Raw genomic sequence first — 23002 nt, 5'->3', positions numbered from 1 at the left:
CCGTTTATATTATAAATTCGGAATTTTGAATACAGGTATTTTAAACAACCTGCACCCCGCAAAAGTTAAAGTTTCTCCCTGGAAATTGTCTAAAACCTTATCCCGTATAAAAGCAATATTTCGGTATTGATGCTATTCGTTCAGAGTAACCATCAGCTCTTCCCATTCCGCCGTAAGCTCTTTCAACTCACGTTTCTTGTCTTCGTATTGTTTAAAAAACGCTTTGTCACTAACCATGGCATCGTAATCCGCCGTAAGCTTTGCATTAGTTTCTTTTATCTCCTTCTCCAGCCGGGTGATTCGCGATTCTACTTTCCCCAGCCGGTTCTTCAAAGATTTCAACCTCTTCTGTTCTTCATAGGAGAGCCCGGTATCTTTTTGTTTACCTTCTTTTTTTTCCTGTCTTTCAACAGTAGCCTTTTCTACAGCCCGAAAATCGGCAACATTCCGCTGCTCCAGGAAAAAGTTGATATCTCCCAGGTATTCTTTTATCTTTCCTTCCTTAAACTCAAATACCTTATCTGTAAGTCCCTGGAGAAAATCCCTGTCGTGCGACACCAGTAAAAGGGTCCCCTCAAAATTCTGCAAAGCCTGTTTAAGTACGTTTTTGGACTTTATATCAAGGTGGTTTGTAGGTTCGTCCATGACCAATACATTAAAGGGGTCCAGCAACATTTTACAAAGCGCCAGACGGTTTCGTTCTCCCCCGGAAAGCACTTTTATCTTTTTATCCACATCATCTCCCCGGAACAAAAAGCCCCCCAGCATATCCCTCACCTTACTGCGGTTGGTATCGTTTGCGGAATCTTCCATAAGCCTGAGCACTGTTTTTTCCCCGTCCAGGTACTCCGCCTGGTTCTGGGCAAAATATCCGAGCTGCACGTTATGCCCCAGTTTCACATTACCCTTATGTGTTAATTCCTTCACGATTATCTTTGCCAAAGTAGTTTTCCCCTGGCCATTCTGCCCCACAAAAGCTATTTTACTCCCGCGCTCCACAAGAAGATCAATACTCTTGAGCACTTCTTTTTCTCCATAATTTTTACCAACCTTCTCCGCTTCTATGACTACCTTTCCGGGCTGCATGGAAACGGGAAATTTAACATGCATAACACTGTTATCTTCCTCATCCACCTCTACACGCTCAATCTTATCGAGCTTTTTCATAAGAGATTGCGCCATTGATGCCTTTGTAGCCTTGGCCCGGAACTTTTCGATCAGCCGTTCTGCCTGCTGTATTTGCTTATCCTGGTTTTTCTTGGCATTGAGTTGCTGCCCTCTAATTTCATCCCGAAGTACCAGGTATTCGGAATAGGGTTTACTATAATCGTATATTTTACCGAGAGAGATCTCTATGGTTCTGTTGGTAACGTTGTCCAGGAACATTTTATCGTGTGATACAATAACCACAGCGCCCGGATAGCGTTGTAAAAACTGTTCAAGCCAGATTATAGACTCTATATCGAGGTGGTTCGTAGGCTCATCGAGCAGAAGCACATCGTTGTTCTGAAGCAACAACTTGGCCAGCTCTATACGCATTCGCCATCCGCCGGAAAAAGTGTCGGTAAGCTTGTCGAAATCTTCTCTCTTAAAGCCAAGTCCCTGCAACACTTTTTCTGTTTCCCCCTGGTAATTGTATCCGCCCAGGATCTCGTAGCGGTGCGTAATATCGCTAAGGTCCACCATGAGTTGATGATAGGCCTCACTCTCATAATCCGTCCTTTCCGCCAGTTTACGGTTTATATCGTCCAGTTGCATTTCCAGGGCCTTGATCTCTTCAAAGGCCTGATAGGCTTCTTCCAACACGGTTCGCCCTTGTACAAAATCGATATCCTGTTTCAGAAAACCGACACATACATCTTTATCGAAAGCTATAACCCCCGTATCCGGCTTCATTTCCGCCGACAGCAACTTTAACATTGTAGACTTTCCCGCGCCATTCTTTCCTATAAGCCCTACCCTGTCTCCGGGGTTCAGGCGAAAAGACACTTCTTCAAAAAGAAACTCTCCTCCAAAGGAAATTGATAAATTGTGAATATTAAGCATGATCTGTTATTTCCGGTTCCTGTTTTTTTGTTTTTCGATTCTGGAATACTACGGGTTTACCCATTGCGGAAACCCGGTATTTTACTCCGTATTTTCCAAAAACCGGTGCAAATAAACGTATTTTTTTCGGGCTCGCGAAGTTCAGGCATCAGACAGCTTCCAATATTAACCTATTATTTAGTAATTTTGATGCAATTTCTATAAATTCAATTTCCTAATGTTTAAAAAAGGAACCCGCCAGTACAGTATTTTAACGGGAAGCTGTCCCAAATGCCAACAGGAGAGCATGTACACCGATAAAAACCTGTACAACCCGTACAAAACACTAAAAATGAACGAAAAGTGTTCGCATTGCGGCATCCGTTACAAGATAGAGCCTTCCTTTTTTTACGGCGCTATGTATGTGAGTTATGCCGTAGGAACAGCTTTTGCCGTTGCGGCTTTTGTCATCTCCTTTTTATTTATTGGCACGGGACTAAAGACTGCTTTCTTTGCCATCATGGGGACACTCATTGTATTTATGCCCGTGATCATGCGATTATCCAGAAACATCTGGATTAATTTCTTCATCAAATACGATCCTGCCGCCGGCAAACAACAGAAAGACCTAAAGGCTTCTCAAAACACAAGGAATAATCTATAATACGCTATTGTATGATTCATTACCAGGGATATTTTGCCCGGAACCGCTCAATATCGATCTCTTCGTTCAATGAAATCTTTTCTTCTATGAATCGATATAACTGCCCGGCAACATAAGGACCGGTTAGTGTACCACGAGTACCCAGACCATTCAGTATATACATATTTTTATAACGAGGATGCCTGCCTGCCATGGGCCTCCGATCCGTAACTGTAGGCCGTATCCCTGCTTCCTGTCCTATAACTTCGTATTCACAGTCCAGAATAGGTTTGAGTTTGCCTGACAATTCTTCCTTTGCCCTGGAAGTTATGGTATTCGTTTTATCCTGCCAATTATAGGTTGCTCCTACTTTATAGAGATCATCTCCCAAGGGAATGAGAAAAACAGATGATTTCAGTATGGTATTCATACGCAGCCGGGGTGCTTTTATGGTCAGCAACTCCCCTTTTGCCCCACGCAACGGCAAATAGTTAAAAAAAGGATTCGACATCATGCCGAAACCTTCTGCAAATACGATATGCTTTGCCACGATCTCTTTATACCGGACACCATCTTTGATAAATTCCAGCGCTGCGTAGTCCAGATCTTCCTTCCGCAACTTGTGCTGCATCAACAGGTCGGCAGTATATTCTTCCTGGAGTTCCCTTACTCCTATTCTTCCCGTATGCCATACTTCGCCGAAACCATGAGGCGCGTGTACACAAGGATTATCGTTATGTATTATCCGTGGCGAGAGAAAAGGAGATAATGCCGGTTTATCGGCAGCCTCAAACCACAGGTTCTGCTCTTCAACGGAGGCAAATTTACGGTATACCGGCATCGGGTAGACCAATTTCCGGGAGAGTCTTTCTTCCAGCTTACGATAGAGGGGCACAGCTATGCCGAGCTGCTCTTCTGATCTCCACGCTGCTGTAAAACGCTTCAACACCACAGGGTTATAAACACCTCCGGCAACCGTGGAAGACTGTTGAGAGCCCCCGTCAAAAACCACGAAGTCCCTACCTTTCTCCCGGAGTTGTTCACAAAAGGATATCCCGGCCAGGCCAAGTCCTACTATAATGTAATCTGTTATCATAGCACAAAAATAGAAAACGCCCGGACTATGCAGGCGTTTTACAGGGATTTTCGGATTTTTTATATCCGAATTATGAATGAGGGTTAAGTTTACTCATTTTTCCAGACATCCTGTTCAAAATTCCTTATCTCTTCTTCGATCCGCTGGGCTTCCATGAGCTGGAACATCGCATTATCCGGGATATAGTCCCGGATCTCCCGATCTCCATATACGTTTTCTTCTTTATATACTACTCCGTTAAATCTTCGGGCATTAAGCAAGTGATCAAAAGATATGGGAACTCCCGAATTAGTTACATTAAACACTTTTGCATCGTGCAGCACCTGTCTTGCTCCCGGATACCATACCCAAAACAGTTCCACAAGATTAGAACCATCGTCTATTCCTTCATCCATAAAATTGACATCCGGAGCTACCGGAGCTATACCCAACAAACGATATTTCAGTTCTCCCTGACGCTTGTCAAAATACCACATACCTTTAATATGGTACTCTACAATATCGGCAGAGGAAAGGTCGCGTCTGTCAATATACATTTCCGAGACCTGCTCTCCGGCATTAATCTGTTCGTATCCAAGATCAGTGGTGTCAACTTTGGACAAGGTCGTTTCCAGCTCACCGAAATTTCTGTTTTCTGAAAAATATGAATCCGAATATATATCTTTTATATTTCCATTCTTGATATTGGTTACCAAGACATCATAAAGCGACTCTCTGCCAGCATTTCCTCCAACACCGTTAATAGGATAATAAAGCGGAAAATTAACCCTTTCATTAAGGTCTATCACCTCCCAAACCACCTTAGACCACAGAATATCCCGGTCTTCCACATAACCGTATTCCAATGGTACATCCGGCCCTGCGTTTTCTTGCGCTTCGGTTTTTTTCCCTATATCCTCGGGCCTTTTAGCGTTGAGTACGTTGGCCTGTCCACTTGTATTCCAGGCAATCAGCACCATCACAACAGTAGATAAAACACCCTTCCAAAACATAAGCTTATCTTTTTTTAGTTTATTACCGTATCTGTAACCAGATTATTCGAAATTTTAACATCAAGACACCAAACACTTAGTAAACAGTATTTTACACCGTAAAAAAATCACAATTACTCCTTTTACAGAATGTAGAACTATACACTATTTACGAACATTAACTCCGCAAAATAAATATTATTGTGCACAATGTTCTTTAATCCGGAAAATATTTTCACTTCGAAACATACGACATGCAAAAATAATCTCAAAAAGAGATTTAAAAGCTATATTCTACATATTTTTCTAATTCTTTACCTGACAGTATGCTATAATTAAAAAATTACTATATTGGCATTGAAAATAGTGGATCGCCTTTCGTAACGTATAGACAGATAACCCCATAATGTTAAACCAAAACGATGTATCCATGAGTGAAAAATACCCCATTCTACTAGTTGACGACCACATTGTCATACAGTTTGCTATCGCCCGGATAATTGAAGATTTCCTTCCTGGCGCAAAAATTACCTCTATTGAAGATTTCTCGCAGACCATTGATATTCTGAAAAAGGAATATTTTGAGTTGATTATCCTGGACATTGATATACCCAATGGTATAGGAACGGAAATGATAAGTGTCATTCGTTCGATATCCCCGGACGTAAAAATCCTGATGTTTTCCGCCCTTAGCGAAAAAAGGTACGCCATGAGGTTTATTCATGCCGGTGCTAACGGATATCTGCACAAACACAGTTCCAAAGAAGAGATCGAAGAAGCAATAACGGAGGTAATTAATGGCGACACATATGTAAGCCGGTCGGTAACCAAGCACTTTTTGCAGGAGTCCTCCCTGCAACACGGAAAACCATTGAAGAATCCGTTAAACAGCCTCTCTAACCGTGAACTGGAAATTGCCAGACTTATTGCTAAGGGAAATGGTAACCTTGAGATCGTAAACATACTGGACCTGAAAAAATCTACCGTAAGCACACACAAAATGCGGATATTCAAAAAATTGAACATCAGCAATGTCACGGAACTTATCGAGATCTTCAACCACTATGATGCCCCTGTTTTTGCCATCTGACAAAAACACCGGGTAAATCCCGAAACCTGGTTCCGGCATATTGTTATTGCCATAATACCTATGGCGCATTTTGAAGCATCCTTTGCTCTTTATGCGCCATATTTTTATGGATCGGCGCATTTTGCCCTTCAAAAAAATAATCTCGCCGCACGGTATTTCCTATCCTTCATTAGAACAAGTTCTACATTCGGAACGAACAAATACTATACGCTTCCGGGCCGGAAAACCACCCCTACATTATATTTTTGAGCATAAGGGATTACAGCTTATATGCCTCCCCCAATAAAAAGTTCTGGACCATAAAAAACCACTCCATTGAATTCGTGCGCTGCCCGTTTATAGTTGTCGGACCTGGTAATGGCATTCCGGATGTCGCCAGCAGGGTAACTCTCACTTTGCCAACGGTGTGGTTTCAGAACTTGCAAGAGTAAAACCATAACACCTATAACATACTGAAAAATTCTTTATTATGAAATTTAATACTATCGAAACAACCAATGAGTGTAATCCCGCAATCACCCTGAAGAGAGATTACAATGTAGATGTAACACTTCTACTGAAAAAATTAAAGAACCACCTTGGAATACAGACCAACATCGAGCTGTCCCGGGTACTGGATGTAAAGCCCAATACCATATCTACATGGAAGAGGAGAAACAGCCTGGACTACGAACTGATCATTTCCATATGCAACATGCTGGACATAGATCTCAATACCCTATTTTCTAACGAATACACCAGAAACAGATCATCCAACAGCATTCTGACCATTCCGATTGAGGCGCATTACCAGTATGTATCTAATTATCAAAAAGAGGAATTCCTGGACAAAATGCCCAAATGCAACCTTCCTTTCTCTTTTACGAACGCTAATACCAGGGCTTTTCAAATGGCCGGCATATCCATGTCTCCCACACTACGGGAAGGCGCTTTTGTTATCGGAGAAAAAATCGAAGACCGCAACCAGATAGAGGATAATAGTGTATGCATACTGGTGAGCAAACTTCGCGGGATTCACATTAACCGGGTAATGAAAGACGCTAATAACCCATATATACTGAACCTCCTGAATGACAATGAAAATTTTTCCAACAATATTGTTATGCCCGTAGAAGAGATTACCGAGGCATGGCGCGTAACCAGCACCTTGTCCCTTGACATCGTAAAAAGAGACCATTAATAATTATTGTGATCCCCAATGACAGAAAATTGCCCCAGCATGGAAGTAAAAAGTGTACTATCTGAAAACGATAAGATCATTGAAACATTTATAACCCGGCATTCTCAGAAAATATACAATTTTATTTTCTCCAAAGTCCTGGATAAGAACATTACCGAAGATATTTTCCAGGATACCTTTATAAAAGTTGTCAAAACTTTAAAAAAAGGAGATTACAGTGAGGAAGGGAAATTCTTGTCCTGGGTAATGCGTATTGCGCATAACCTCATTATAGATCATTTCAGGCAAAACCAGAGAAAGCGTATTTTCAGGAATTTCGAGGACTTCAGTTTTCTGTCCGGCATAGAGGACGGATCGCTTGATGCGGAAAAATATCTCATCAAACAACAAACCGAGACCAGGGTAAAAAAGCTTATCCAGGAACTTCCGCCGGATCAGCAAGATGTCATTATCATGCGTATATACAGAGATATGACCTTTAAGGAAATATCAGAAGAGATGGGTGTAAACATCAACACTTCCCTGGGAAGAATGCGCTATGCCCTGACAAATCTCCGAAAGATTGCCAAAAGAAATAATATTTCCATATAACCAAACCATACTGAATATGCCTTATATAGAAGAAGAAGACCTAGTAGCACTACACAGTAAAATTGAAAGAGAACAGGAAAGTAACAAAAAACTGATGGACCAGATCAGCGAAAAAAACCAGAGTTATGACAAAAGTATAAAAATGCGAAACACAGCCTGGGTTATTACTTCCTTACTCTGCCTTGCCGTAATCGGCTTTGCATATTATTTCAATTCGGAACTCACGGTCATGGAAGCGTCTTATGCTTCTTGCTATGAAAAGAATTCGCTATTGCTCCAGAGCATTGACAGCACTTCTGTATTAAAGGAAAGAATATCCGGTTTGGAAAGTGAAAACAGCAATCTAAGGAAGGATCTGGACAACGCGAACACCGCACCGCTTCCTGTTTCAAAAGACTCTATCTATACCGTACAGATAAAGGCTTTTGAGACAGATCAGATCCCGCTTCAGTCCAATACCAATTTCATTTACACTCAAAACCCAAACCTTTTCTATGCTTTCTGTATCGGTATATTTGACACTCCCGATGAGGCTCGCATCCTGAAAAAGGAACTTATTAACATGGGATTCAACGATGTCTTCGTCGCGCTTTACAAAGACGGGAAACGCGATAGGATTATAGAAGACTGATTAACACAAAGGGATTATTTTCACCCCTGGCCGGGATTTCCGTAACAATATAAAACAAGCATTTACTCTTTTTGTAGTGCTTGTTTTATGTATTAAAGGGGTGAAGAGAGTGCGAAGAAGATATCCCGGTTCCGGGTTATAGCTTCCTAAAACCATGTATCAACAAGCTCCCCGTAGGCAAACAATAAAACACAAACCACCTAATTTTAATTTTTACCCGAATGAAAAGTTTGATATTAACCTGTGCAGGCCTGCTCCTCGCCGCTTATAGTTTGTCAGCACAATATAAGGAAACGTCTTATCCGTCAAAAAAACTAAGAGAGACGAGAGATGTGATATTTCACATCCCCGAAAACTATGATACTAAGAAAAAATACCCCCTTATTGTAGTACTCGACGCCGATTACCTCTTTGATGTTGTTATGGCCGCTTCCCGTTTTTTTCGTTATAATGATGAAATGCCGGAAAGCATTATTGTAGGCATACGCCAGGAAGGGCATCGCAACAGCGACTGTAATTACAATGACGATACGGGATTCCCTAAAGACAAGGGCAATGATTTCTTTGAATTTATAGGTATGGAACTTATCCCTTCCCTTGCAGAAAAATACAATCTGGCCGATTTCAGCATCATTATAGGTCATGGGCTTACGGCCAATTTTACAAATTATTACTTGTTTAAAGACGACCCCCTGTTTGACGCATATATCAATATAGAGCCTGCTTTTGCCCCCAATGTGGAGAATTACCTCTCCAGCAGGTTATCTACCCTTACCTCACAAAAATTCTATCATCTTATCGCTGCAGATAAAAACCGCGACGAAGAAACTGCTTCACGTATCACAGAACTTCATCATCTACTGGAAACAGTAGAAAATGAAAAGCTTCGATATCATTTCTACACTGTTAAAGATTCGGATAGTTATACCGTTGCCGCTTATGCCATTCCCCGCTCGCTCTACCGTATTTTTGATCTCTACCGTCCCATTGATCCCGAACAATACAAGCAGCAAGTGCTTACCTATGATAAAGGGCCCATGTATGAATACCTAGAGAACAAGTACAATGGTATCCGGGAAACCTATCATATACAAAAAAAGATCCGGTTGAATGACATTATGGCCATCTACGCGGCCAGTATTGCCAAAGAAGACCTAGCCTCCCTCGAAAGTCTCGGAAAGCTTGGAAAAAAAGAATTTTCAGATTCCATGCTGGGTTATTTTTTCGAAGCCGATTTTTATGAAAAGAGCGGTAATCCCAAGAAAGCCCTCAGGACCTACGAAAAAGCCTTCCTGATGAAGGAAATTGATTTTCTGACCAAAGATATGGTCCAGGAAAGAATATTCAATATAAAGAAAGATATGGGCTGGTAGAATGCCAAAAACAAAACCGCCGCGGATTTTCTCCAAGGCGGTCTTCAGTGTTCTCTCCTATTGGTTATTCTCCTCTAAAGAACGTTATCATTTATTGGTACATGCATTGAGTTCCTTCAACATTTTTCCCGCTATTTCCCTGAACTTTTCTTTATAAAAATCCCTTGTTTCCTTCAGGCTTTCATTTTCCAGTACTTCTTCATTTCTTTTGTATGCGCCGGCTGCAGAAAATTCCTTTTCACAGGAAAAAGTCCGGATGAGTTCTACTGCGGCACTTTCCATTTTATACAACTCTATTTCCGCTTTTACCATAAGTTCTTTCTGTGTATCCAGCTCCAGTTCTCTCTCTTCCTTCAGTCGCTGTTCGAGTAAACGCTGCTCTTTAAGCTGTCTTTCCAGTTCTTTTTGCCTGGTAATAAGGGCTTCCTGTTCTTTTTTTAAAGCCATTTGCTTTTCCGCCAGAGTTGCTGTGTCCTCTCCCCTTACTTTCTTATCTTTATAATCGTCTTCTTTTGCCGTATCCGGCACTGTGGCAGGAACAGGGTCCGTATCGGCCGTACATAAATCCAGAGTGGTGATCAGTTCGTCGATAAAAGTGCGGGCTTTTTTTACATAGAACCTTCCCATATCCCAGTCTTCCGGGTCCATAGCCTTTTCCAGGTTTTCCTTGATATCATAGATGATGTTGCCTGCTTTGGTGCACCCGCAACTCCCCAGCTGTTCTTCTGCTTTTTCGATCGCTTCCATAGACCTTTTCGCATAATACCGCTGATGATCGAAATTGTTCGCCTTGAGCGATTTTCCGCTATGTGAAAAGGCATAGGTTACCGCAGAATACAGGGAGGAACAGTCCGCGAAAGCGAAGACAGAAAACATCATAAAAACAAAACACAGTATATTTTTCATGGAAATTATAAGTTTTAGGGTTTAGAGCTTAAAATGTATTGTAAACAGTGTAAGGTTTGACCGATTAAAACAAACCCGGATGATTACAGGATAATTTTTCAGAACATTACCACCCTCCCGTATTGAGCGTACACTTACATTCACCTATTCCCTGGAAGATATCCAGTCCCAGGGTAAGCATATGTGTTCCGCTATTATACCCGAAAATGGAATTGAGGGACACCTGATAGGAATACGCGGCGTAAAAATTACTGATCTTGATACCGGCCATAGGTCCTATATTGAGCGGGTCCAGTATCTGGTCATTGAGAAAACGATAGGATATTCCGGCCCAGTAATAATCTTCGAAATCGTACTTTCTGAATTTAATGTTAAAGTCGGTACTCGAACGTCCGTCACTTTCGAATATCTGGAAATACACGGAGGGTTCGATCTCAAATTCACTCCTTTTGTGTTTCCGGAACCTGTACCCGGCATAGACATAATAATTCCGTAGTATATTGGGTTCCGTCACCGTAAAATCGTCCGTGCGTTTATTCAGGAGATTGGCTGCATTAAGGCTGATATAAAACCTCCTGTAGCGATACAATACCCCCACGTCGAAATTATGGTTGTTCACCAGGCGGTTATCCGTTATTCCCGGGTCCCCGGCGGGAAACTCGGAAACATCTATTTTGAACTGGTTGAAGTTATAGGAAATTCCGAAAGACAGAAAATTATTCTCATAGGCGTCTATGGTGAGGTGATGGGCATAAGACAGTCTTCCCCCGTATTGCCCGGTATAACCATTCTTATCGTTAAAAAAGGTAATCCCTACGCCGGACCGCATTCCCAGGCGTACATCGCCTGCAATGGATTGTGTATTCGGTGAATCTTTGATGCCTACCCACTGGGTGACCCCATTGGCCCGTATCCTTATGTATTCGCCAATACCTGCATAGGTCGGGGAAATAACAAATTCACTGTCTGCAAGATATTGCGTATATACGGGCAGGGTAAGTTCCTGGGCATAGATTTTCACAACAAAAAGAACAGCCAGTATACATAGTTTTTTTCTCATTTGCTCATATTTTTAGGCCCGAAGCCGCTTTTCCGTTTCTTTTTAAGCTGCTCCGCTTCCGGAACCGACTTCCCAAAACTGCGCGAAAAGGAGGTGTCATCTCCGGTAAGCGGGCAACTTTTTCCTATATCCGTTTTACCTGTAAAGGGTAAAATGTCCTACAAACTCCCGGGTATCATTTTCTCCGTTGAGTTTCAGTGTATACCAGTAATCTCCGGTAGGCAACAATCTTCCCTTATAAATTCCGTCCCAGCCCATTCCCTGGGGTAATTTGGCCAGTTCCCTTCCGTAACGGTCATAGATAATCACTATCATGTCCGGATATCCTTCGGAATTGCGTATATTCCAGGTGTCTTCATGTCCGTCTCCGTTGGGGGTAAATACATTGGGAATCTCTATATCTATGAATTCCATACTTATGGAAGCTGTTGCAACACAGCCATTGGCATCTACTACACGCACCGTATAAACCGCAGTATGATTTATGTAAAAGGTATTTTTATCATTAAGACTTATATCGTCAATGTAGTATTGGTATCCTCCGGCGCCTCCGGATGCTATGGCTGTAATCTCGTTCAGATTGTTTACTTCCAATCGCAATTCCAGCGGGTCTACATCATCCACGGTGAAGGACACACTTCGGGAGCAACCGTTGGCATGTATCACTTCTACTGTATGTAATCCCGGACTAAGGTCACTGAAGATATTGCTTATTTGTCCGGCTGCACTATCCAATCTGTAGATGACATTCCCAGCTACATTTTCATTGACATTAATGGTTGCTGTATTTGTAGAGAATGCTCCCTCACATCCGTAATCGATCTCCGCTTCCGGCTGAATGGTCACCGGATCATCGAAGTCTACGGTAGCTATATATTCACATCCCCTGGCATCCCTCACATAGATCGTATGTGTTCTTCCTCCGGGAAGATCTGTAAACAGGAACCGGTCATTCACAAAATTGTTCATGTTGTTCAGGCTGGTAGCATAAGGCGCTGTACCCCCGGACACACTTATTTCCACATAAGCATCCCGGTCACCTTCACATACTTCTTCCTGTAAGTTTACCACCTGTGCGTTTAAGGGTTGTGAAGGTTCTTCGATGTCCACCGATGTGGTTACCGTACATCCTGCTTCATCCCTTGCTATAATTGTATAGTTCCCTGCAACCAGATCATCAAACACTCCTGAAGACTGGTAAACATCTATACCGAGAATAGCATATGTTATAGCACCTTCTCCTCCTGTAGCCTGAACAGTAATACTGCCCGTTTCTTCGCCATAACAATCCACATCGGCCACACTCGTTGCCTCTACCCGATCCAGCGGATCTTTCTCTTCGATAGCAAAAGATATGCTCTTTGTACATCCGTTGGTATGAATTGCTTCTATGGTATGAGTTCCCGGCGTGAGATTTGCAAAGGTCCTGCTGGTACGGGGGGTACCTCCGTCAAGAGAATAGGTGACCCTGGTAACTTCTCCCGGATCTGCAATCTGTACGGTAACTTCGTTTTCGAAAGAACTATCACGGCAAAAACCATATATAATTTCTACCTCCGGGACAATGTCAACCCCTTCCGGAACGGTTATGGTCTGGTAGGTTTCACAATCATTACTGTCCTTTACAAAAACCACATAGGTTTCCCCTCCTGTAAGGCCTGTAAACTCCAACCTGTCTTCCTGGTAATCATTCCTGTTGCCCAGACTGGTAGAATACGGGGCTGTCCCCCCGGTAATGACCGCGGTAACGGTAGCGTTGCCATCCTCTTTACATAACTCTTCCGTATAGCTTAGATCAATAGTAATGGCATCGGGTTCGGTGATCGTAACTTCAAATTGCTCAAAACATCCGGCACTATCCTGGGCAACGATCGTATAAATGCCTGCGGTCAAATTATCAAACTCCGCTTCTTCGTGAAACTGGTTCAGATTGGGTGAAATAGCATACTTCACTGTCCCCGTACCCCCGCTTGCGGAAAGGGTTATCCTTCCGTTGCTGTCTCCATGACATAAAACATCTATAGTTTCCACATCTATGACCAGGGGGTCGGGTTCTGTTACAGGTATGGCTGCAGATACCTGTTCGCAATCTTCACTTTCCACCCTGACATAATAGGTTCCTACAAGAAGCCCCGTAAATGTGCCGGAAGCATTTTGTCGTCCGGCTATGGGGTCCTGGTTCTCATCAAGGAGGATATAGATATAATCTCCCAATCCGCCTGTAGCCGTAGCCCTTATGGTGGCCGTGGCGTCACCGCTACAATTAACACTTGCAGCGGAAAGGTCCAGGGTTATGGCAATATCTTCTATTTCATTTACCGTTACTTCATTGCTTAGTACCGGTTCACAGTCATTGGCATCCTTTACATAGAAAGAATATGTACCAGGCCCTACATCGAAGGTATCCGTACCCGTGTAAGGTCCGTTTATATCCGCACTGTAAGTATAAGGTCCGCCGGTGCCGCCGATTGCCGAGATCCGGATAACCGCATCTTCTTCACAGCTTATGTTATCTGCTATTTCCAGTGTGGGCACTATAGGATCGGGTTCCGTAATGGTTATTGTAGCCGTAGTGAATGTACAACCCCAGTCATCCTCTATTGTGATGGAATAAATTCCTTTTCCCAAACCACCGAAAGCCGGTGTACTATAGGTATCCGTAGTGTTTTCTATTGTTGTACCGTCTGCCGCATAGCGGTTAAGCCTGTATTGGTAATCGCCGGAACCTCCGGTAACATTTTGTGCGGATATCTCTACATCGTTATCCCCAATACATTGCAGGTCTGTTCCGGGATCAGCAGCTATGGCCGCGTTTATAGGGTCCGGTTCCTGCAGGTTTACATTATCCAGTTGCACCATACAACCTCGGGCATCGCTTACCCAGACCTGGTACAGATTCGGAGCAAGCCCGGTAAAATTCCGTGTATCTATAAAGTCATCTTCTGCAGGCGCAGGTGCTGTTATGGGAGCTACACAGTACTTATGACCTCCCCATCCGCCGGATGCAAGGATATATATACTTCCGGTATCCTGTTCGCATGTAATGGGAGTAACTGTGACTTCCGTTTCATCTTCTATATCTCCCCCTATCGGTTCTGCTATACCAAAGGCCCTCGTACGGGTACAACCAGGTATATCTATCTGGCGGATCTGTACATAGTAACTTCCTCCACCGAGATTGACTGCAGGTGTCGGACCATTGACAGCATTGTGTGTCCCTGTCCTTCCTGTTGAAGTACTGTCGGCCGCATTAAATATTTCCCATTCGAATATTCCGGCGTATGAAGTAGCTATCATTTCAAACGTTACCGCTCCCGATTCCGTACCGGGACAGATCACGTCATTCAGAACATTTACAGTTATGTTGAAACTTTCAGGTTCCGGAACAGTATATGTTACCGGAATCATACATCCGGTATCCAAATGCCTTACCAGGAACACATATGAGCCGGGAGACAGATCATCTATGGTAGTGCCATAAGGCTGCCAGTTGTTGGTATCGGGATCTCCGTCGCCATTATCCAGGCTCCATCGTATTCTGTTGGTATTTCCCGTAGTTGTGGTTACCCTGACAGATGCAGTTGCCCCGGTTACACAGGTTGCATCAGTTGCCGTTACTTCCGCTTCCAGAAGTGCGTCAAACGGGTCGATCCGGGCCGAAGCAGTTCCTTCGCATCCTTCATTATCATATACATTTATGGTAAAATCACCCCCGTTGGGATCTGCCCATACCAATTCGGGAGATGAACCGGTCTGAACAACAGTTCCGGACGTATTTTCTATAAACTCATAAGTAACATAAGTACCGGAACCTCCGGTTATTAATGAAGGATCAATGACTACAGAAGCTTCATCCGGACTATTCCCCGTAGTACAACCGAATTGCGTAACGGTTATGGCAGCTACAGGTACCGCAATAGCATTAGGTTGTTGTATGATGATATCTTCAATTTCGGCAGTACAGTAATTTGTTCCGGTAGCGGTAACGGTATAGCTTCCGGGAGGGAGGTTCTCAAAACCGTTGCCGTCAGGCATTAAAGTTACTCCTGCCGGCATGGGGGTCAAAGTATACGTAAGCGGATGAATCCCGTTATCTACCCCGGTCATCCTGATAATACCGTCACTGGCGCCATTACAACTGACATCTGCAGTATTTACCGTAAAGGAAGGTGCAACGGGATCTTCAATTATCACTGTTGCTTCTACTTCGCATTCCGAACCGGTCCATATGGCATTACCGGTCACCACATCATATACGGTAACCGTATAATCTCCCGCGTCAGCAACCGAAAATGTAAACGGATTGGCATTCATGGTATCTCTCGGTACGGTAACATCTCCGGATACTTCGTATTCATAGTTTCCGGAACCTCCGCTGGCCATTATTGTAATTTCGGCATCGGAAGACACGGGGGAACAATCCAGCAATTTGGTAACCTGTACACCAGCTTCAAACAGCGGATATACTTCTACGGTTTCCGGGCCGGCAGTACATCCGTTATCGTCCATGACCATAATCTCATAGGTTCCAGGTACGATATTATTGAATGATCCGCCGTTATCGGTATAATTAGCTCCGCCATTGAGGGAATAACTATATGTTCCGGAACCTCCGGAGGCAATCACTTCCAAGGAGAAAGGAGAAGAACAGTTGTCTATATTTATTGCTGTTATTTCGGGAGCCTGTGAAACATTCAGTACTTCCGATCCTACATCCGCAGAGCAGCCATATTGGTCTGTTACGGATATATTTACCCCTACGGGTATAGCAGGATCGACCACCTTGTCGTAAGGTACCCGGACCGGATTCTCCGTACTGACTATATCTTCGGTAAGATTAGTCCCTGAAAGGGTATAGGTATAACCTCCCCATCCGCCGCTGGTGCCTATTACCTGCACAAACCCGGGAGAATTACAGGTTATATCCTGAACATCAGTACCTGTAATGGTAATAGGACGTGCTTCCTGTATGAGTACATCCTGACTGGCGCCATAACATGCATCTGTTCCTCCCGCATCTACCTGTGTAACTACAAGATAATATTCTCCCGGAGCGAGATTGCCCACCTGTATATCCATCGGAGGATTATAGGCCACTGTTCCACCACTATCCTGCACCGGGTTATCGTCACTGTCCATCAGCTCCCATCGGACCTGGTTTTCATAAATACCGTCCTTGTCACTTACGGTAAACGTGATTTCCCCGTTAGCTTCCCCGAAACACGCGGGTATACTTTGATAGGCAACTTCCGTGTCTACAATATCGAATTCGTCATAAATATCCACATCATTCACACGCACACACCCCGTATCGTCCCTTACATAAAAGGAATAGGTCCTTCCTGGCAAAAGCCCGGTGAACACATGCGTATCAGGAGGAGTGTTCGGGCTTAGCCAATCTCCGGGTGCAGGACTCCCGGTACCTTCTACTACGGCAAAACTATATGGTGGTATGCCGTCTGTTCCTTCTACTGTTACCTGAAAATCACATCCTACGGCTTCCGCCACCGCATCAACAACAAGACTGACCGGGGGATAAGGCACATCAAAGGGATTTTCGAAATCCATACGACATACCCTGTCACCATTGGTATCCACGGTACGCATGGACGGGTACAAGCGTGTTCCCGACGGATAGCCCCTGAACTCAGGGTCTGTCGTCCAGGTTACACCATTATCCACACTGAATTCTACCGTCAATCCCGGATAGGCGGGATAATTGGTAAACAACACTCCGTATTCGGCAGGATCTACAACATCACAATCCACGGGGAGTATGGCTTCGAGGTCGGCCGTAAGTTCAGCCGGTTCTTCTATATCCAGGGGATGTTCTTCTTCGCATCCGTACCTATCGGTGACTGTCACAGTATACGAGCCTCCCTGCAGATTGGTGAACACTTTTGCAGTTCCTGCAAAATTTGTAACGGAATCAATAACATCTCCGTTGTTATCAGCAATCTCAATTGTAAACAACCCTTCTCCCGAAGTTATATTTACGGAAACCGATCCGGTTTCGCCATGACATTGTGGAGATTCGGGAGTAACTGCCACATTCAGATCGGGGGCCTGGTCAATGGTCACTGTCTCGAGATATTCGCAATATCCCGTATCTCCGTCATTATCCCTGACATGGACATCGTAATCACCCTCATTCCCGGGGGTTACTTCAAAAGTCGACGTAGCTGAAAAATCTACAGGCGTTACGGTTGATCCTGCCGGAACAAACGCATAAATATAATCTCCTGCGCCTCCTGAAGACTCAACTTCAATGGTGCCTGACTCGCAACTGATATCCGTAGGAGTTACAACTGCTGTCAGTTCTTCGCGGATCACTATGGTCAGAGGGTCTCCGGTGCAACCTGCGGAGTCTTTTACTTCAATAATATAAGTACCGGAAGTCAGTTGTGTAAAATAATAGCCCTCGGCTGTTGGTGGGTTGGGAGTCTGCCACACCCCACCGTTTATACGGAATTGATACTCTCCGTTTCCGCTATTGACGTCAACGATGATCTGACCGTTATTATCCCCGTTATAACAATTGGAAGATTCCGCTGTAAATTCCAGGGGGGTAGGGGCTTCTATATCTATACTTGTATCCGAAGTACAATGATTACTATCGCGTACCTCTATATTATGGGTCCCCGAACCGAGATCGTGAAATTCCGCAGTTGTTCCCTCATCGCTCCAGGTTGTCCCCCCGTCTATACTGAACTGGTAAGGGGGTACTCCCCCATCGCCTTCTACAATGATCTCTGCTCCGGTACTACATGTAGCTTCTTCTCCAAGGACAGCCGAAACAGTCACAGGGGACGGAACATTCACATTTCTCACAAAAGTCATTTCACATTCGTCTTCGGCATAACGCACCATTAAAGTAACTTCATGCGTAACCGGATCTACCGGTGCTGTTACCGATACAGGAGAGGTTGTGCTATTTATCCAGCTTGTCCCCCCGTCAAGGCTATAATCAAAACCGTAAGCCGTATTGTAATTTTCCGCGGCAAAAGCAATGGTTGTTTGATTCTCATCACTACAGAAAAGATCGGCCACATTAGTGACACGGGCGTCAAAAGCCCTGCCATTTTCAATATTAACCGGTATATCCACAGTACCGGGACATTGTCGGGGCACCTGGTATACTATAATATCATCTATGGCAAGATCATTACCATTAATTATGGCAGAATTGGTGCGGACCACAATATCCAGTTCCATATTATTTCCCGGGTTCAGAGGAATTTCAAAATTATGCCAGTCATCGTCCCTCGGGATATCTGCGGTAACATGTTCTGCCACAACATTATCACTGTCATCTACGAGTTGTATGACAACATTGGGGTCCCCGAGGCTCGTATCCGTTCCGGCACGTAAAAGATTGAGCCCCCACAGAGAGACCGTTACATCCCTATTCGGGATGATATCCCTTGCCGTTCTCCTGTACACTATTCCACCTACACCAACGGCATCTCCCACATTGATGACCAGCATCCGCCCATCCGGATCTCCGGTATGGTCTGTCGGTGAAAGCCATGTTCCGAAAGGATGTTCTATATGATTGGTGACAGAATATTCCCCGTCATTTATCTCCGGATTTGAATTGGTCGGACAATGGATGCCTGCCCCCGTTTGGGGTTCAAAACAATAGGCACTGCTTATATAAGGTGTTGACACGGTTAACCCCGAACCAAAAGTTTCTACCATCAGTGTACTTGGAGGGGGCGGATCTTGTGTTACATAGTTTACCGTGATCGTATGATTACCCGGGGGGATCCCGGTGAATATACCGGAAGTACTGTCGGGTGCGTTTACTATGCCGTCTATCTCATACCAATAATTGTATCCCGGATTCTGATTGTCCAGGTTTATCGTCGCCTCCGCGTTACCTTCGCAATCATAATCTCCTATATCTACTGTTGCAGTTGGCGGGGTGAGTGGTTCGGGCACTTCTACCGTCATGGTAAATGTACATCCGTTGGCATCTCTTATATAAACATTGTGATCTCCCGAAGGAAGATAACCGGTATTATTACTGCCATAGGTTATTCCTCCGTCAAAACTGTATTCATAGGGAGGTGTTCCTCCTTCGGCATTCACTACCCTGGTTTGTCCTCCGGCATTCACATCACATTCTACAGTTTCGCTTACCCCGGATGTTGCGGTCAGCGGACTATCTGGTTGTGTAATGGTTATTTCATGAGTTTCTCCCTCACAAGTATTATTTCCGCGGGATTGCGTAACTGTTAATGTATAATTTCCGGGAGGCAGGTTTTCAAAATTATCTCCTGCCTGGTACGTTGCCGTAATATCGTTACCATTGGCGTCCTCCAGCAGATATGTAAAAGTGAAACCGTTGACAGGAATATAATCCACAATAATCCTTCCGTCATTTTCTCCGAAACAGGATATGTTTTCTCCGGAAACTTCATAATCCAGCGGTGGGTAGTCTTCGAGAATCACTGTCCCGGAATACGCCTGGCATCCGTCCGCATCCATCATCACAAAAATGTAATTTCCCCCGGCATCAATTTGAAATTCCTGATCTGTCTGATAATCGTCAGGATAAACAGGATTTTGCGCTGTACCGTTTATCCTGTGTATAGCATACCTGTGCGGCGTGCTGCCCCCAGCAGAATTCATTTCTATTATCCCGGTATCATCACAAAATATGTGTTGCTGAACAGAAGCCGTCAGCTCGAGCGCGTCAACCTTATCTATGGTAACAAAACCGTCGTCCCAATCCAGAGAACAACTCCCGTCTTCGGCAGTCACTTCTATATGATAGGTATTAGGATCATTAATTTCGTCATAGGTAAACCGGGTATCGTTTGTAGGCCCGTATGTTGCAAAAACCGTACTTCCTGCCTGGTTGGTAATCCGGTAATAATACTGGGGCCCTACTTCTTCTACCGTAATATCTATCGTTCCAGGGCCACAGGCGGAAACAGGTTTTGTTTCTACGTTAACGGTAAGGTCCCGTTGCTGAATTACCAGATTGTCAAGATTAAACACACATCCTCCCACTACATCGGCCTGGCGGATCTCCACTTCGTAGATCCCGGCTACATCGGCATCTATACTATTATTCCCGTTTTGCCACGCCTCTATTTCTGTTCCGTCACGTAACCATCTGTATTCATATCCCGCAGGTACATTATCAACAGTAATACTACCCGGGTTTCCACAGATAATATTTTCCAGAACGGCCTGCGGATCGAGATCGTTAGTGTATACATTAAAGTAAAAGCGGGAAAAACATCCTCCCTGATAGGAAATTACCATACGATATTGCCCGCTACCGTCGGAGCCTATTTCATACTGAGACCCTGTGGCTATCGTATTCCATGTGCAGGCAGAACTCTTGTTGGCACATACCGCATCACGGTCGGCCGGGCCGCAAGTGCCATTTTCATCCAGCTTTTCCCAACGCACCTCATCCACGTCCACAATTCCCGTGTTTATAAGCCTTCTGTCCCCAACGCCGCAAAGAAAGAATTTAGGCAAACTACTTCCATCGTCCGTACAGGTTTCTACCACATCGGCTTCGGAGAGGAGCGGATTGTTCTGTATGTCTCCGTGAAGTACCACATGGATCACTTCATTGAGGTCCGGGCAGGTAGATCCGTCTGCCGTTTCCTTGAAAACAGTGTATGTTCCCGGAGAATTTACGGTAATACTTTGTGTATTTCCTACCTCGATTCCATCGCTATTTGTCCAGGTATAGGTATCAAAACCTCCACCCGCAGTAAGGGTTAGCTCTCCGGAGCAAAGAACTTCATTTCTTTCAAAAGTACAGGTCGCCGTATTGGCCAGGATATTCACTGGCACCTGCTCACCGACATAACAATCGTCCACCCCGGCAAGACTGGGGTCTTCGGTGATCACTTCACCACTTTCTTCTCCTGTATAAGTGGCATAGGCCTGGTTCCGTATAACATTAGAACAGGCTGCTGTGAAGCTCTCACAATCCGTGGCCACACTTACCTGTATATCTATCCAGCCCTTCGGATCGCCGGCTTCCACCATATTATCGGGAATAGTAAAAAGTATTTCGCCTTCATCTACATCATGGGTCCATCCTACCCCCGTGCTGGCATCGATATTCACGTTAGCCCTTGCATTTAAAGGCAACAGGTCCCGTATCGTAAAATCACGGGCATTATCATTACCTATATTTTCAAATTCTATCCGGTATATTATGGTTTCGCCAAGCTCAACCTCCTGATCGGATATATCATTTCCCTCGACGTCCCTAATATATTTTACCAACCGTATATCTGGTGCAACGACTTCAGTACTAAAAGCACAGAAAAACGGATAATATGCATCTCCCGATGTTTCAAAACGCATGGTGGCCTGTGTTTCATCGGGTGGAAGCTCACCGGTAATATTGATGATAGTGGCATCATATCCCAGGGTGTTCCGACTATTGGGCACTCTATCCGTAAATTCCGTATTGTTTATTGATATCCTGCTGTTAAAGAAATTATCATTCCCATTCAACGCATCTCCTATCGCATTAAAATTACCATTACTTCCGGCTCTCATCCGGAAGCGATCACCATCCAATCCCCGGTCTCCTTCCAGGGCCAGGGTCATCAGGTTAGCACGTACAGGGATTGTGGGAGGGGTTCTGAACCCGGAAACAGGTACATCTACACTCTGATTTCCCCTGACATCAGCAAAACCGTCAAAAGACGTGATAAACTTAGCCGAAAGTGCCAGATCCTCATAAACCAAAAAAATCGTCCAGCCTGCCGAACTTCCCCCGGTAAAATTATTGGTGCCGGTACCTCCATAAGTTCCTTCAGCCGCCCGGACGTTAGCAACTGTATACTCCCCTTCGGCATTATTCAGAGTCGTTATATATTCGGTGATATCGGCATAACAGGCATAGGGAGCATTGTCGCTATTGCCGAGCCCGTCATATACCACTTCTCCGGTGATATCCGTATAAGCACTTTCTCCCGGCAATTTTAATTTCACCTCACGTATATCTTCTCTGCCATTATCGGTTTTACCATTATAAGGGTAAGTACCCGACCAGTACAGGGCAGCATAGATAATTTTATAACAACCGTTACTATCTGTGATAGACAGGGAAGCACTACTGGAACTAAACGTAGAAGGATCTCCGTCTATGTTTATATATTGCATGTCATAACGGTCATTATACTCATCATCATCCCAACTACACCTCCGACCACAATTTCCTCCATCATAATTGTATGGATTATTAGGCCGCTCACCCGGGCCATCATCCCTGTTCAGTATATTGTTGGAGATCATGGTCATGTTTCCCCTTACCCTTTGTTCATAGCGCACACCAAAGGGTTCAAAAACCTGGGCATGTACTGCAATGATCGGGGCAAACAGCACATACACAACAAGGACTAATGACCTGAAAGCTGTACTATTTTTCATCATATAACTTTTATT

General features: G+C 44.2%; 12 protein-coding genes. 6 read left to right on the top strand and 6 right to left on the bottom strand.

What is annotated here, in order from left to right; translation table 11 throughout:
* Window positions 1-132 precede the first annotated feature (132 nt).
* Window positions 133-2046, bottom strand: coding sequence for a ribosomal protection-like ABC-F family protein (gene abc-f, locus ACVBDY_RS10475; protein ID WP_447175431.1), 1914 nt, complete (start codon window positions 2044-2046; stop codon window positions 133-135).
* Window positions 2047-2263: 217 nt separating this feature from the next.
* Here abc-f and ACVBDY_RS10470 point away from each other — a divergent pair, with 217 nt between their 5' ends.
* Window positions 2264-2689 (top strand): DUF983 domain-containing protein, encoded by a 426-nt coding sequence (locus ACVBDY_RS10470; protein WP_447175430.1) that lies wholly within the window; start codon window positions 2264-2266, stop codon window positions 2687-2689.
* A 19-nt stretch (window positions 2690-2708) separates the two neighbouring features.
* On the opposite strand, the gene ACVBDY_RS10465 is transcribed toward ACVBDY_RS10470, so the two are convergent.
* A complete protein-coding gene (locus ACVBDY_RS10465) occupies window positions 2709-3764 on the bottom strand; it encodes an NAD(P)/FAD-dependent oxidoreductase (protein WP_447175429.1) in 1056 nt (351 codons plus the stop codon).
* An 89-nt stretch (window positions 3765-3853) separates the two neighbouring features.
* Complete coding sequence (gene porN / locus ACVBDY_RS10460; RefSeq protein WP_447175428.1) at window positions 3854-4756, bottom strand: type IX secretion system ring subunit PorN/GldN; 903 nt, start codon at window positions 4754-4756, stop codon at window positions 3854-3856.
* A 409-nt stretch (window positions 4757-5165) separates the two neighbouring features.
* On the opposite strand from porN, the gene ACVBDY_RS10455 reads away from it, so the two are divergent.
* From ACVBDY_RS10455 to ACVBDY_RS10435, 5 genes are all read left to right on the top strand, one after another.
* Window positions 5166-5825, top strand: a complete 660-nt coding sequence (locus ACVBDY_RS10455; protein ID WP_447175427.1) for a response regulator — start codon at window positions 5166-5168, stop codon at window positions 5823-5825.
* Window positions 5826-6294: 469 nt separating this feature from the next.
* Window positions 6295-7005: a helix-turn-helix domain-containing protein gene (locus tag ACVBDY_RS10450; RefSeq protein ID WP_447175426.1), complete on the top strand. Its 711-nt coding sequence runs from the start codon at window positions 6295-6297 to the stop codon at window positions 7003-7005.
* A 39-nt stretch (window positions 7006-7044) separates the two neighbouring features.
* Complete coding sequence (locus ACVBDY_RS10445) at window positions 7045-7596, top strand: RNA polymerase sigma factor (protein ID WP_447175425.1); 552 nt, start codon at window positions 7045-7047, stop codon at window positions 7594-7596.
* A gap of 16 nt (window positions 7597-7612) precedes the next feature.
* Window positions 7613-8227, top strand: coding sequence for a hypothetical protein (locus ACVBDY_RS10440; RefSeq protein ID WP_447175424.1), 615 nt, complete (start codon window positions 7613-7615; stop codon window positions 8225-8227).
* Window positions 8228-8448: 221 nt separating this feature from the next.
* On the top strand, window positions 8449-9600 hold the full coding sequence (locus ACVBDY_RS10435; protein WP_447175423.1) for an alpha/beta hydrolase: 1152 nt from the start codon (window positions 8449-8451) through the stop codon (window positions 9598-9600).
* Window positions 9601-9687: 87 nt separating this feature from the next.
* Here the strand turns inward: ACVBDY_RS10435 and ACVBDY_RS10430 are convergent, their stop codons facing one another.
* The 3 genes from ACVBDY_RS10430 to ACVBDY_RS10420 form a co-directional block, all read right to left on the bottom strand.
* Window positions 9688-10506: a hypothetical protein gene (locus ACVBDY_RS10430; RefSeq protein WP_447175422.1), complete on the bottom strand. Its 819-nt coding sequence runs from the start codon at window positions 10504-10506 to the stop codon at window positions 9688-9690.
* 106 nt (window positions 10507-10612) lie between these two features.
* Complete coding sequence (locus ACVBDY_RS10425) at window positions 10613-11566, bottom strand: PorP/SprF family type IX secretion system membrane protein (RefSeq protein ID WP_447175421.1); 954 nt, start codon at window positions 11564-11566, stop codon at window positions 10613-10615.
* Window positions 11567-11701: 135 nt separating this feature from the next.
* Complete coding sequence (locus tag ACVBDY_RS10420; protein WP_447175420.1) at window positions 11702-22990, bottom strand: T9SS type B sorting domain-containing protein; 11289 nt, start codon at window positions 22988-22990, stop codon at window positions 11702-11704.
* Between the last annotated feature and the right edge of the window lie 12 nt (window positions 22991-23002).

The organism is Sinomicrobium halophytocola, from assembly GCF_052983395.1.
Note: the sequence above shows the minus strand (reverse complement) of the source record. Positions and strands in the feature narration are given on the sequence as shown.

What these genes read in the sequence shown, in the direction of transcription:
- porN (WP_447175428.1), bottom strand. Translation starts at nt 4,756, where the DNA reads ATGTTTTGGAAGGGTGTTTTATCTACTGTTGTGATGGTGCTGATTGCC.
- abc-f (WP_447175431.1), bottom strand. Translation starts at nt 2,046, where the DNA reads ATGCTTAATATTCACAATTTATCAATTTCCTTTGGAGGAGAGTTTCTT.
- ACVBDY_RS10435 (WP_447175423.1), top strand. Translation starts at nt 8,449, where the DNA reads ATGAAAAGTTTGATATTAACCTGTGCAGGCCTGCTCCTCGCCGCTTAT.
- ACVBDY_RS10425 (WP_447175421.1), bottom strand. Translation starts at nt 11,566, where the DNA reads ATGAGAAAAAAACTATGTATACTGGCTGTTCTTTTTGTTGTGAAAATC.
- ACVBDY_RS10445 (WP_447175425.1), top strand. Translation starts at nt 7,045, where the DNA reads ATGGAAGTAAAAAGTGTACTATCTGAAAACGATAAGATCATTGAAACA.
- ACVBDY_RS10470 (WP_447175430.1), top strand. Translation starts at nt 2,264, where the DNA reads ATGTTTAAAAAAGGAACCCGCCAGTACAGTATTTTAACGGGAAGCTGT.
- ACVBDY_RS10440 (WP_447175424.1), top strand. Translation starts at nt 7,613, where the DNA reads ATGCCTTATATAGAAGAAGAAGACCTAGTAGCACTACACAGTAAAATT.
- ACVBDY_RS10430 (WP_447175422.1), bottom strand. Translation starts at nt 10,506, where the DNA reads ATGAAAAATATACTGTGTTTTGTTTTTATGATGTTTTCTGTCTTCGCT.
- ACVBDY_RS10450 (WP_447175426.1), top strand. Translation starts at nt 6,295, where the DNA reads ATGAAATTTAATACTATCGAAACAACCAATGAGTGTAATCCCGCAATC.
- ACVBDY_RS10465 (WP_447175429.1), bottom strand. Translation starts at nt 3,764, where the DNA reads ATGATAACAGATTACATTATAGTAGGACTTGGCCTGGCCGGGATATCC.
- ACVBDY_RS10420 (WP_447175420.1), bottom strand. Translation starts at nt 22,990, where the DNA reads ATGATGAAAAATAGTACAGCTTTCAGGTCATTAGTCCTTGTTGTGTAT.
- ACVBDY_RS10455 (WP_447175427.1), top strand. Translation starts at nt 5,166, where the DNA reads ATGAGTGAAAAATACCCCATTCTACTAGTTGACGACCACATTGTCATA.